11 protein-coding genes and 1 pseudogene are annotated in these 11,370 nt (G+C 67.9%); 2 read left to right on the top strand and 10 right to left on the bottom strand.

The annotated features are described in order from the left end of the window. The 7 genes and pseudogenes from I9P22_RS20835 to rmuC form a co-directional block, all read right to left on the bottom strand. Window positions 1-188, bottom strand: a pseudogene (locus tag I9P22_RS20835) (hypothetical protein); the annotation flags it as partial. Between the two features lie 97 nt (window positions 189-285). Further along, a complete protein-coding gene (locus tag I9P22_RS20830; protein WP_199261746.1) occupies window positions 286-1,383 on the bottom strand; it encodes an ABC transporter ATP-binding protein in 1,098 nt (365 codons plus the stop codon). A gap of 65 nt (window positions 1,384-1,448) precedes the next feature. Further along, window positions 1,449-2,255: an ABC transporter permease gene (locus tag I9P22_RS20825; RefSeq protein WP_199261742.1), complete on the bottom strand. Its 807-nt coding sequence runs from the start codon at window positions 2,253-2,255 to the stop codon at window positions 1,449-1,451. Beyond that, window positions 2,252-3,121 carry an ABC transporter permease gene (locus I9P22_RS20820; protein ID WP_199261740.1) on the bottom strand — a complete coding sequence of 290 codons (870 nt, stop codon included), beginning with the start codon at window positions 3,119-3,121 and terminating at the stop codon, window positions 2,252-2,254. Before I9P22_RS20820 ends, I9P22_RS20825 begins: the two co-directional genes overlap by 4 nt. A 109-nt stretch (window positions 3,122-3,230) precedes the next feature. Then, on the bottom strand, window positions 3,231-3,653 hold the full coding sequence (locus I9P22_RS20815) for a secondary thiamine-phosphate synthase enzyme YjbQ (protein ID WP_199261738.1): 423 nt from the start codon (window positions 3,651-3,653) through the stop codon (window positions 3,231-3,233). Next, window positions 3,650-4,081 carry a hypothetical protein gene (locus I9P22_RS20810; protein WP_199261736.1) on the bottom strand — a complete coding sequence of 144 codons (432 nt, stop codon included), beginning with the start codon at window positions 4,079-4,081 and terminating at the stop codon, window positions 3,650-3,652. Before I9P22_RS20810 ends, I9P22_RS20815 begins: the two co-directional genes overlap by 4 nt. A gap of 31 nt (window positions 4,082-4,112) precedes the next feature. Further along, window positions 4,113-5,576 carry a DNA recombination protein RmuC gene (rmuC, locus tag I9P22_RS20805; RefSeq protein WP_199261744.1) on the bottom strand — a complete coding sequence of 488 codons (1,464 nt, stop codon included), beginning with the start codon at window positions 5,574-5,576 and terminating at the stop codon, window positions 4,113-4,115. Between the two features lie 144 nt (window positions 5,577-5,720). Here rmuC and I9P22_RS20800 point away from each other — a divergent pair, with 144 nt between their 5' ends. Next, window positions 5,721-6,269: an NADPH-dependent FMN reductase gene (locus tag I9P22_RS20800; protein ID WP_199261734.1), complete on the top strand. Its 549-nt coding sequence runs from the start codon at window positions 5,721-5,723 to the stop codon at window positions 6,267-6,269. Window positions 6,270-6,333: 64 nt separating this feature from the next. On the opposite strand, the gene rpoD is transcribed toward I9P22_RS20800, so the two are convergent. From rpoD to I9P22_RS20785, 3 genes are all read right to left on the bottom strand, one after another. Continuing rightward, on the bottom strand, window positions 6,334-8,319 hold the full coding sequence (gene rpoD / locus I9P22_RS20795) for an RNA polymerase sigma factor RpoD (protein ID WP_199261732.1): 1,986 nt from the start codon (window positions 8,317-8,319) through the stop codon (window positions 6,334-6,336). Window positions 8,320-8,471: 152 nt separating this feature from the next. After that, a complete protein-coding gene (gene dnaG, locus I9P22_RS20790; RefSeq protein WP_199261730.1) occupies window positions 8,472-10,400 on the bottom strand; it encodes a DNA primase in 1,929 nt (642 codons plus the stop codon). A gap of 16 nt (window positions 10,401-10,416) precedes the next feature. Continuing rightward, complete coding sequence (locus tag I9P22_RS20785; protein WP_199261728.1) at window positions 10,417-11,025, bottom strand: TetR/AcrR family transcriptional regulator; 609 nt, start codon at window positions 11,023-11,025, stop codon at window positions 10,417-10,419. Window positions 11,026-11,125: 100 nt separating this feature from the next. On the opposite strand from I9P22_RS20785, the gene I9P22_RS20780 reads away from it, so the two are divergent. Beyond that, window positions 11,126-11,370, top strand: a 245-nt coding sequence (locus tag I9P22_RS20780) for a hypothetical protein (RefSeq protein ID WP_199261726.1), incomplete at its 3' end; no start/stop codon positions are given.

Here is an 11,370-nt window from a genome sequence, read left to right as displayed (position 1 = left end):
CTGTCCTGGGCGGCCGGGGCAGCAGCGGGCGCGGCGGCCGGGGCCTGGGCAGTGGCCGCGGGCGCACCCTCGGCCGGCGCCGCCGTTTCGGGGGCGGCAGCTTCCTGTGCAATGGCGCCGGCGCTCAGGCCGGCCACCGTCAGCGCGGACAGGATGGCGGTGCGGAATTTCGCGGAACGTGCGATCATGTCGATCTCCGTCTGTTGCATTGTGCGGGGACTGTGGCACGCGCGCCGCCGGGCCGCAAACCGGCTCGGCGGAATGTCGCGGCGGGTTTCACACGGATCAGCGGAAAAGCACCAGCGAGCCCGGGGACCAACTCACATTCGCGCGGGTGCCGACATCCTGCACCTCGCGGCCGAAGACGTTGCGCATGGCGATGCGCACCGGGCGGGCCTGGCCGTCGAAGCCGGCCGAGCCGTCCAGTCGCACGTCGTAATAGGTCATGTCGCCGTAATAGACGACCTCGTCCACCACGCCCTCGGCCACCCGGTTGGCACCCTGCGCGCCGGGCGCCACCAGCGACACCGCCTCTGGCCGGAAGCCGACCGAAGGGCCTTCGTCGCCCGGATCGGCGCGGCTGACATTGGCCATGGGAATGTCGACGCGGCCCAGGCCCGGCGCCTCGATCTGCACGGCCTCGCCGGTCTCGCCCAGCACCCGCGCCGGCAGGAAGTTCATCACGCCGATGAAATTCGCCACCCGGCGGCTGGTCGGGCGGGCATAAAGCGCTTCGGGCCCGTCCATCTGGGCGATCTGGCCCTCGAACATCACCGCGATGCGGTCGGACATGACCAGCGCTTCCTCCTGGTCATGGGTGACAAGAACGAAGGTGATGCCGACCTGGCGCTGCAGCTTGATCAGCTCGACCTGCATCTGCTCGCGCATCTTGCGGTCCAGCGCCGAAAGCGGCTCGTCGAGCAGCAGCACCTTGGGCTTCAGGATCAGCGCCCGGGCCAGCGCCACCCGCTGGCGCTGCCCGCCCGACAGCGCATGGCTGGCGCGGCTGCCATAGCCTTTCAGGCCCACCATCTCCAGCGCCTCCTCGACCGCCGCGGCCTTCTCGGCGCGCGAGCGCGGGTCGCGGCGCAACCCGAAGCCGACATTCTCGGCCACGGTCAGATGCGGGAAGATGGCATAGGACTGGAACACCATGTTGGTGGGCCGCCGGTTCGCCGGCACCTGCTGCATGTCCTGCCCGTCGATCAGCACCGCGCCCGAGGAGATGTCCTCGAACCCGGCGATGGTGCGCAGAAGCGTGGTCTTGCCGCAGCCCGAGGGGCCCAGCAGCGAAAAGAACTCGCCCGCCCGGATGGTCAGGTCGATGCCGCGCAGGGCGTGATAGTCGCCGTAATATTTCTGCACCGCGCGGATCTCGATCATCGGCTTGGCCCCGGCCATGGCGGCGCGATGGGCGGCGGTGCTTTTCGGGCCCGGGTTGTTGGTCGTCACAGGAAACCTCCGGTATCCTTGGCGCCGGTCTTGGCGATGCCGCGGCGGCGGAAATATTCGGCGATGGTCAGAAGCAGGATCGACAGGACCACCAGCACCGTTCCCAGCGCCATGATCATCGGGATCTGCTTGGGAAAGCGCAGCTGGCTGAAGATATAGGTCGGCAGCGTCGGCTCGTTCCCGGCCAGGAAGAAGGCGATGATGAACTCGTCGAGGCTGATGGTGAAGCTCATCAGCAGCGACGAGATGATCCCCGGCATGACCAGCGGCAGGATCACCAGCCGGAAGGCGCTCCAGCGGGTCTCGCCCAGGTCATAGGCCGCTTCTTCCAGCGAGCGATCGAGCGAGTTGAAGGCCGTGGACAGGATCACCGTGGCATAGGGCATGCAGATCAGCGTATGGCCGACGATCACCGTCAGCACGCTGAGCGTGACCCCCAGCGACAGGAGCACCACCAGAAGCGAGATCGAGACGATGATCTCGGGCAGCACCAGCGGCAGCATGATCAGCCCCATGACCGGCCCCTTGCCGGGAAACTCGAAGCGGGTCGAGGCGCGGGCGGCGAAGATGCCCAGGCAGGTCGCCAGGATCGAGGCGCTGACGGCGATGGTCAGCGAATTGGCCAGCGCCCGGCGCAGCGAGGCGTTGCCCCACATCTGCGCGAACCATTCGGTGGTGAACTCCTTCAGCGGAAAGGCGATGATCGTGCCCGAGTTGAAGGCGAAGACCGGCAGAAGCAGGATCGGCGCGTAAAGGAAGAGCAGATAGACAACCGCATAGACGCGAAGCCCGCCGCCCTTCATTGCCGCACCTTCAGGAAACGCCGGTTCATGGCCACGAAGATCAGGCTGAGCACCGCGACGATCAGCATGGCCGTGACCGCCAGCGCCGAGCCCATCGGGCGATTGTCCTGGTCCAGCATCTGGCTCTGGATCATGTTGGCGATCATCGGGATCTTGCCGCCGCCGATCAGCGCCGGGGTGACGTAATCGCCGATGGTCGGGATGAAGACGATCAGCGCCGCCGCCACCACCCCCGGCATGGCGAGCGGCAGGGTGACGCGCCAGAAGGTCATCGCCCGGCTCTCGCCCAGGTCGCGCCCGGCCTCCAGCAGCGAGCGGTCGATCTTTTCCAACGCGATGAAGATCGGCAGGATGGCGAAGGGCGCATAGGCATGGGCCAGGGTGATGACCATCGAGTTCACGTTGTAGAGGATGAAGGTCAGCGGCTGCTCGATGATGCCCAGCGATTTCAGCCCCGAATTGATGACGCCGTTATAGCCCAGGATCACCTTCCACAGGAACACCCGGATCAGGTAGCTGGTCCAGAACGGAATGGTGATCAGGAACAGCCACATGGATTTCCTGCGCGGGTCGACCGCGAAGGACAGGAAATAGGCCACCGGGAAGGCCAGCACCACCGTCACCAGCGTCACCAGCGCGGCGACCCCAAGCGAGCGCAGCATGATCTTGTGAAAGATCGGATCGGACCAGACGGCGCGGTAATTCTCCAGCGTGAATTCGCGGATCACCGTCAGGTAACCGTCCTTGAAGAAGGAATAGGCCAGGATGGTCAGCAGCGGCGCGGCCAAGATCAGCACCGCATAGGCCAGGGGCGGTGCAATCAGGGTCAGCCCCTGAGCCGCTTGCGATCGGTTGCCTGCCGCCATCCCTTGCCCTTGTCGTCTGAATCCGCCCGGTTTCCGCCCCGGTCAAGGCCGCAGGTTTCCACATCCGGCGCGCAAGGGAAAGAGCTTTCCTGCACCCCGCCGCGGCGGTTCAGCCGGGCTGGAACCGCGCCGCCACCTCGCGCCGGTGCGGGCTGGCGCGGTGCTCGACCAGGTAGATGCCCTGCCAGGTGCCCAGCTCCATGCGGCCGGCAAAGACCGGAATCGACAGGCTGACCGGCAGCACCGCCGCCTTGAGATGCGCCGGCATGTCGTCCGGCCCTTCGGCCCGATGCGTCAGGTAGCGCATCGACGGATGATCGGCCGAAGGCGCGATCCGGTCGAGCCAGTTAAGCAGGTCGCGTTGCACGTCCGGATCGGCATTCTCCTGCACCAGCAGCGAGCAGGAGGTATGGCGCACGAACAGCGTCACCACCCCGTCGACCGCACCGATGCCGCGCAGCCAGCCCGCGACCTCGGCCGTGAAATCATGGCAGGCCGGGCCGCGGGTCGGGATGGTGAAGCGGGTCTTCAAAACAGGCGCTCCAAGGCCGACATGCCCAGAAGCACAACCCCGCTAAAGGCCAGCACGACCAAAATCTGCCCGACGAAGCGGCTCAGAAGGTGCCACCGCCACCAAGCTGCCGAATGCAGGCTGCGATCAGCGCGTTTCAGCTCGTGATTGAACCTGCTCGCCTCACCGAGCAGAGCGAGGCAGGCGGCCACGAAAACGCTGGCGCCGATCCACATCCAGGCTTCCACCTGTGCGCGATCAGCGCTGCCCGCGGGCATGGCCACCGACCTCGCATGCAAAGCAATCGTCAGGGTCGCCGCGACCTGCATGACCTTGCCGACAGGCGCCTTGATCAGCAATCGCCAGAACTCGCGATTGTTCAGCTCGACGCGCTCAACCCTGCAGAGCCCCGGTGGTTTGCGCCAAGGCGCCCAATCACGTCCCGTCATGCATTTCACCGTTTCTCAAATACCCCAAAAGCTATTCCGCTGCCTCGCCCGGTGCTTCCAGCGACTCGACGCCGTCATGGTCCAAGCCGATGCGCTTCTGGGTGCGCGCGCCCAGGTCGCGCAGCATCTCGGCCTGGCGGATCACGTTGCCGGGGCCGCGGGTCAGCCGGTCCATGGCGGTGGCGTGGCTCTTCTGCGCCCGGTCCAGCGCCGCACCAACCTCCTCGATGGCGCCGACGAAACCGTGCAGCTTGTCGTAGAGCTGGCCGGCGCGGGCGGCGATGGCCATGGCGTTCGATTCGCGCCGCTCGACCGTCCAGATGTGATCGACGGTACGCAGGGTCAGCATCAGCGTGGTCGGCGTCGCCAGCCCGACCCGGTTCTCCATCGCGTGCCGCGCCAGGTCGGGATCGACGCGCAGCGCCTCGGAAAAGGCGCCCTCGACGGGGATAAACATCAGCACATAGTCCACCGAACCCTCGTCCAGCGCCTGGTAGCCCTTGGCGGCCAGCCCGGCGACATGGGCGCGGACCGAGGCGACGTGCCGGCGCAGCGCCGCGTCGCGGGTCGGCATGTCCTCGGCATTCACCGCCTCCTCATAGGCGTTCAGCGAGACCTTGCTGTCGATCACCAGAAGCTTCTTCTGCGGCATCTTCACGATCACGTCGGGGCGCCACAGCTTGCCGTCGCCGTCGCGATGGCTGGCCTGCGTCTCGTAATGGGTGCCGGCGATCAGGCCGGAATCCTCCAGGATGCGTTCCAGGATCATCTCGCCCCAGGCGCCGCGCTTCTGGCTGTCGCCCTTCAGCGCCCGGGTCAGCGCCACCGCCTCGCGCGAGATGTCCTCGGAGCGCTTGTGCAGGTATTCGATCTGCTCGCGCAGCCTTGCGCGTTCCTCGTCCGTGGCCTTGTTGCGGGCCTGCAGCTCGGTCTGGAAGCGGTGCACCTGGTCGCGGAACGGGGTCAGCAGCGCCGAAAGCTGCTCGCCATGCGCCTTCTGCATCTCGCTGCCCTGGGTCTTCAGCGTCTCATGCGCCAGCAGCCGGAACTGGCCCGACATCTCCTCGCGCAGTTCACGCAGGGTGGCGATGTCGCGCTCGGCTGCCTCGCGGTCCTTCTGCGCCGCCAGCCGGGTCTCGGCCAGCTCGCGCTCCAGGCGCGAGACCTGCTGGCGCTCGCGATGCAGCGCATCGCTCAGCCCGTCGCGCTCCTCGATCAGCTCCTGGGCGCGGGCGGCAAGCGCCTCGTTGCGGGTTTCCAGCCGGCTCGCCGCCAGTAGCTGGGCGCGCAACTGCTCGGCTTCGGCGGCCAGCCGGGTCTGCAGCCCGGCCTCGCGCGCGGCGGCATCGGCGGCGGCGGCCCCGGCCGAACGCCGCGTTCGGAGCAGGGCGACGAGGCAGGCCGCCAGCAGCGCCAGCGCCACGGCCAGCAGGATCTGCAGATTGCCCGAATCGGCCAGCCATGCCTGGATGTTTCCTGCTTCCTCGCCGGGCATTCCCGCCTCTCTGCCTTGCACCTGATCTGTCCCTGGCGGTGACTGTTCACCTTTTTTCCCCAACAATGCAAGCGCGGCCACCCCTTTCCTCCTTGCCGCCGCCATCCTAGCCTGCATCCGCAAAACCGCTAAGGGAGAACGCGCATGGTCAAGTCCGTCGCCGTCATCGTCGGGTCGCTCCGCAAGGATTCGCTCAATCGCAAGCTGATGCAGGCGCTGCAGAAACTGGCCGAGGGCCGGCTGGAATTCCACCTGCTGCATGTCGGCGACCTGCCGCATTACAACGAGGATCTCTGGGCCGAGCCGCCGGTCTCGGTTCTGCGGCTCAAGGACCGGATCGAGCATTCCGACGCAGTGCTGGCGATCACGCCGGAATACAACCGCGGCTATCCGGGCGTCATCAAGAACGCGCTGGACTGGGCGACCCGGCCCTATGGCGAGAATTCCTGGAAGGGCAAGCCGGCCGCGGTCACCGGCACCTCGCCCGGCGCCATCGGCGCCGCCGTCGGGCAGATCCGGCTCAGGGCCGACATGCTGGGCGTGGGCATGGTGGTGATGAGCGCGCCCGAGGCCTATATCCAGTGGAAACCCGAGGCCTATGCCGCCGACGGCAGCGTCACCGACGAGACCACGGCGAAATTCCTGCAAGGCTTCATCGACGCCTTCGCGGACTGGATCGAAAAACACGGTTGAGCCCGGCCGCAGAACGACACAGGCCGCGCCAGAAAAGCGCGGCCTCTTTGCGTTGATCCGGCGACTACTGGTCCAGGAAGGACCGCAGCTTGCGCGAGCGCGAGGGATGCTTGAGCTTGCGCAGCGCCTTGGCCTCGATCTGGCGGATGCGCTCGCGCGTGACGCTGAACTGCTGGCCGACTTCTTCCAGCGTGTGGTCGGTGTTCATGCCGATGCCGAAGCGCATGCGCAGCACCCGCTCCTCGCGCGGGGTCAGGCTGGCCAGCACCCGGGTGGTGGTTTCCTTCAGGTTCTCCTGAATCGCGGAATCCAGCGGCAGGACGGCGTTCTTGTCCTCGATGAAATCGCCAAGCTGGCTGTCCTCCTCGTCCCCGATCGGGGTTTCCAGGCTGATCGGCTCCTTGGCGATCTTCATCACCTTGCGGACCTTTTCCAGCGGCATCTGCAGCTTTTCGGCCAGTTCCTCGGGCGTGGGCTCGCGGCCGATCTCGTGCAGCATCTGCCGGCCGGTGCGCACCAGCTTGTTGATCGTCTCGATCATGTGCACCGGGATGCGGATGGTGCGGGCCTGGTCGGCGATGCTGCGGGTGATCGCCTGGCGGATCCACCAGGTCGCATAGGTCGAGAACTTGTAGCCGCGGCGATACTCGAACTTGTCCACGGCCTTCATCAGGCCGATATTGCCTTCCTGAATGAGATCAAGGAATTGCAGGCCCCGGTTCGTGTATTTCTTGGCGATCGAGATCACCAGCCGCAGGTTCGCCTCGACCATTTCCTTCTTGGCCTGGCGCGATTCCTTCTCGCCGCGCTGGACCTGGCTGACGATGCGGCGGAACTCCTCGATATCGACGCCGACATGCTGGCCGACCATGGCCATGTCGCCGCGCAGCTGCTCGACCTGGGCGCGCGAGCGCTCGAACAGCGCCTGCCAGCCGCGGCCCTTGTTCTCCATCATCCGCTCGACCCAGGTCGGGTCCAGCTCGCTGCCGCGATAGGCGTCGATGAATTCGCGGCGGTTGATGCGGGCAGCGTCGGCCAGCTTGACCATGCCCGAATCGATGGTGACGATGCGGCGGTTGATGCCGTAGATCTGATCGACCAGCGCCTCGATGCGGGCATTGTGCAGGTGCAGCTCGTTGACCAGCCCGACGATGCGCGAGCGCAGCTCCTGATAGGCCGATTCCTGCGCGGCCGAGAAGGTTCCGTCCTCGTTCAGCGTGGCGGACATGCGGTTGTCCTGCATATGCGCCAGTTCTTCGTAGCCGCGGGCGATCGCTTCCAGCGTCTCCAGCACCTTGGGCTTCAGCGAGGCTTCCATCGCGGCCAGCGACAGGTTCTGGCCGTCATCCTCGTCCTCGTCCTCCTCGCCACGGCCCATCGGGTTGCCGTCGGCGTCCAGCTCCTCCTCCTCGCGCGCGGCGCCGCCGGCGGGGCGCGGGCCGTCGGCGTCGATCACCTCCTCCTCGTCATCGCCCTCCTCGTCCATCGAGCGGCCGAAGGTGGTTTCCAGGTCGATGACGTCGCGCAGCAGGATCTCCTCTTCCAGCAGCTCCTGGCGCCAGAGGGTGATGGCCTTGAAGGTCAGCGGGCTTTCGCAGAGCCCCGCGATCATGGTGTTGCGCCCGGCCTCGATGCGCTTGGCGATGGCGATCTCGCCCTCGCGCGACAGCAGTTCGACCGAGCCCATCTCGCGCAGATACATGCGCACCGGGTCGTCGGTGCGGTCCAGCTTCTCGGTCTCGGCGGTGGCGACGGCGATCTCGCGCGAGCCCGAGCCGGTGATGGCCAGCTCGCCGCCCTGCTCGGCCTCCTCGGCCTCCTCGTCGGTCTCGACCACCCGGATGTCCATTTCGGACAGCATGGACATCACGTCCTCGATCTGGTCCGAACTGACCTGTTCGGGCGGCAGCACGGCGTTGAGCTGGTCATAGGTGATGAAGCCGCGCTCGCGCCCTTCGGCGATCATGCGCTTGACCGCGGCCTGCGACATGTCCAGCGAATGATCGTCGTCCTTGGTGTCGGGCTTCTGGTCGTCGTCGTTGGCTGCCATGCTGGCTCCCTTGAAGCGGTGATTCGCGAATCGGCGAATCGGGATCGGCTATCGGCCGTTTCTATCCGAATCGCGGGGGGATTCAAACCCGCGACCCGGCCCCGCGGCCCGAGTCCGGCCGGGGTGATTCGGCGCCGGCCCTGCCGCATCCTTCAGCGGCGCGGCTTGCGCCAGATCTCGTTCTTCAGCGCCGCGTCGAGAATGGCCCGATAGGCGTCGCTGTCCTCGCCCAGATCCGACAGGTCGGCCAGCGAGGGGTGGTCGGCCAGCTGCCGGGCGCGGGCGGATTGCGCCATGCGCCAGGTCAGCCCTTCATCCGCCAGGCCCTCGATCTCGGCCTCGGCACGGGCGATTTCCTCGCGTGCGGCGCGGCGCGCCTCGATCCGGTCCAGGGCATTGGCCAGGATTTCCGCGGCGGCGTCGCCGTCATGCGGGCGCAGGATGGCCGGGGCCGCCCTCACATGGGGGTCGGCCAGGATGCTTTCAAGGGCGCGCTGACCCGCCTGCGACTGCGTGCCCGAAAGCAGGTCGTGGACCAGCGCCGCACGGTCGGCGTCATGCGGCTCCAGCCGCTCGAGCCGCGATTCCACCGGCGCGATCAGCTGTGGATGGGTGGCGCAGATCGCCAGCACCATGGCCTCGATCAGCAGCTCGGCCTCATGCTCGTCGGCATCGGGCGCGGACAGGCGCGAGGCGCGGGTCGGCGCCGCCGGCGCGACGGGCTGGAAGCGCGCATTGCGCCCCTGGCCCTGCCAGCCCTCGCGCGGCGGGCGCGCCTGGGCCGAATCGCGGCGGCGGTTGCCGAACAGCTCCCATTTCAGGTTTCTGAGCGTGGCGAAATAGTGATCGCGGGTGTCCTTGTCGGGGATCTTCGCCACCGCCTCGGCCAGCGCCTTGTCCAGCGCCGCCCGGCGCTCGGGGCTGTCGAAGACCCGGCCATCGGTCTCGCGCCGCCAGAGCAGATCGACCAGCGGCCGCGCCTCTTCCAGCACGGCGGCCATGGCCGCGGCGCCGCGGGCGCGAATCAGGTCGTCGGGGTCCTGGCCCTGTGGCAGGAAGGCGAAGCGCAGCGCCTGGCCCGGCCCGGTCATCGGCAGCGCCAGGTCGATCAGCCGCATCGCCGCGCGCAGGCCGGCATCATCGCCGTCCAGCGCGATCACCGGCTCGGGCGAGATGCGCCACATCAGCCGCAGCTGCTCCTCGGTGATGGCGGTGCCCAAGGGCGCCACCGCGCCCTCGAACCCGGCGCGGACCAGGGCGATCACGTCCATGTAGCCCTCGGCCACCACCAGCGGCTTGCCCTTGGCCACCGCCGCCCGCGCCGGGCCGACATTGTAGAGGTTGCGGCCCTTGTCGAAGAGCGGCGTCTCGGGAGAGTTCAGGTATTTCGCCCGGGCGTTCGGGTCCATCGCCCGGCCGCCGAAGGCGATGCAGCGGCCGCGCCCGTCGCGGATCGGGAAGATGATGCGGCCGCGGAAACGGTCGAAAGGCGCGCCGCCGTCGTCGGGCTTGGCCGCAAGCCCGGCCTCGACGATCAGCGCCTCGGCGATGCCCTTGGCGCGCAGGGCGTTGAACAGGCCCTGGCGCTGGTCGGGGGCGAAGCCGATGCCGAAGCGTTCGCAGGCGGCCTCGTCCAGCCCGCGCTGCGCCAGATAGGCGCGCGCCTGCTCGGCCACGCCCATGCCCAGCTGCATGCGAAACCAGCGCACCGCCTGTTCCATCACCTCGACCAGTTCGGTGCGGCGGTCGGCGCGCTGCACCTGGCGCGGATCGCGCTCGGGCATCTGCAAGCCGGCCTCGGATGCCAGAAGCTCGACCGCCTCGAGAAAGCCCATGCCCTCGGCCTCGCGCAGGAAGGTCAGCGCGTCGCCCTTGGCGTGGCAGCCGAAGCAGTAATAGAAACCCTTCTGGTCATCGACATGGAACGAGGCGGTCTTCTCGCCGTGGAAGGGACAGGGCGCCCACCAGTCGCCCTTGGCCTGATTCGAGCGGCGCAGATCCCAGACCACCTTGCGCCCGATCACGCGCGACAAAGGCACGCGGGCGCGGATTTCGTCGAGGAATTGGGGCGGCAGGCTCATGCCGTCTTATATCGGATCAGGACCGCCGGTTGAAAAGGGGATTCGCACCGACGGCGCCACGCACCAGGTCCCAATAGACCGCGGCCACCCGCTCCTGGTCCAGCCGCCCGCCCTCGCGATACCAGTTGGTGACGCCGGTCAGCATGGCGATCAGCGCCATGGTGGCCAGCCGCGTGTCGGGCACCGCCATCGCGCCCTCGGCCTCGCCGGCGATCAGGATCGCCTCCAGCGCATCCTCGTAGCGGCGGCGCAGGGCGGCGATCTCGGCGCGGTTTTCCGGCGTCAGGTTGCGCAACTCCATATAGGACAGGAACACCGCCTCGGGACGCTCCAGGCTGGTCTGGATGTGAAAGCGCAGGAAGGCCTCCAGCCGCTCCAGCGCAGGGCGCGCCGGATCGTCGCGCCAGGCGGCCAGCAGCTCCTCCATATGTCCCCGCAACAGGTCGGCCAGCAGCGCCTGCTTGTCGGGCGTATAGGCGTAAAGCGCGCCGACCTGCACGCCCACCTCAGCCGCGATCTGCCGCATCGAGACCGCCGCATAGCCGTGGCGCGCGAACAGCTTGCGCGCCGTGTCGCGGATCAGCGGTCCGGTGATCTCTGCCCTTGAGCCCTGGGTTCTTGCCATGCCGCCTTCTAGGAGGCGCCGCCGCGCAAGGAAAGAGCGCATCTTGCCCCCGGGGCACGCCCCGCCCTATGGTCCGGCGGTGAACGTTCAGGGGGACGGCATGAGGCTGGCCAGGATTTGCAGCGCGCTGGCGCTGGCGGCGCTGACCGCATGCGGCGACGACACCAGCGACTATCCCGCGCTGATGCCAACCGATCGGCTGCTGGCGCCGCCGGCCCTGCCCGGCCATGCCGCGGATGCCGCCACCGACCCGGAGGCCGCCACGGCGGCGCTGGACGCACGGGCGCAGGGCCTGTCTGGCCGCGCCGGATCGGGCCAGGCCGCCGGCGATGCCGAATTGCGCCG

The organism is Paracoccus binzhouensis (genome assembly GCF_016446475.1).
Taxonomy (GTDB): Bacteria; Pseudomonadota; Alphaproteobacteria; order Rhodobacterales; family Rhodobacteraceae; genus Paracoccus; species Paracoccus binzhouensis.
The sequence above is the reverse complement of the archived record's forward strand: the minus strand, read 5'-3'. Positions and strand labels throughout refer to the sequence as shown.

Bases quoted from the DNA above. Each gene is read 5' to 3' on its own strand.
- I9P22_RS20800 (WP_199261734.1), top strand. From the start codon at position 5,721: ATGGTCAAGTCCGTCGCCGTCATCGTCGGGTCGCTCCGCAAGGATTCG.
- I9P22_RS20810 (WP_199261736.1), bottom strand. From the start codon at position 4,081: ATGACGGGACGTGATTGGGCGCCTTGGCGCAAACCACCGGGGCTCTGC.
- dnaG (WP_199261730.1), bottom strand. From the start codon at position 10,400: ATGAGCCTGCCGCCCCAATTCCTCGACGAAATCCGCGCCCGCGTGCCT.
- I9P22_RS20785 (WP_199261728.1), bottom strand. From the start codon at position 11,025: ATGGCAAGAACCCAGGGCTCAAGGGCAGAGATCACCGGACCGCTGATC.
- rmuC (WP_199261744.1), bottom strand. From the start codon at position 5,576: ATGCCCGGCGAGGAAGCAGGAAACATCCAGGCATGGCTGGCCGATTCG.
- rpoD (WP_199261732.1), bottom strand. From the start codon at position 8,319: ATGGCAGCCAACGACGACGACCAGAAGCCCGACACCAAGGACGACGAT.
- I9P22_RS20820 (WP_199261740.1), bottom strand. From the start codon at position 3,121: ATGGCGGCAGGCAACCGATCGCAAGCGGCTCAGGGGCTGACCCTGATT.
- I9P22_RS20830 (WP_199261746.1), bottom strand. From the start codon at position 1,383: ATGATCGAGATCCGCGCGGTGCAGAAATATTACGGCGACTATCACGCC.
- I9P22_RS20825 (WP_199261742.1), bottom strand. From the start codon at position 2,255: ATGAAGGGCGGCGGGCTTCGCGTCTATGCGGTTGTCTATCTGCTCTTC.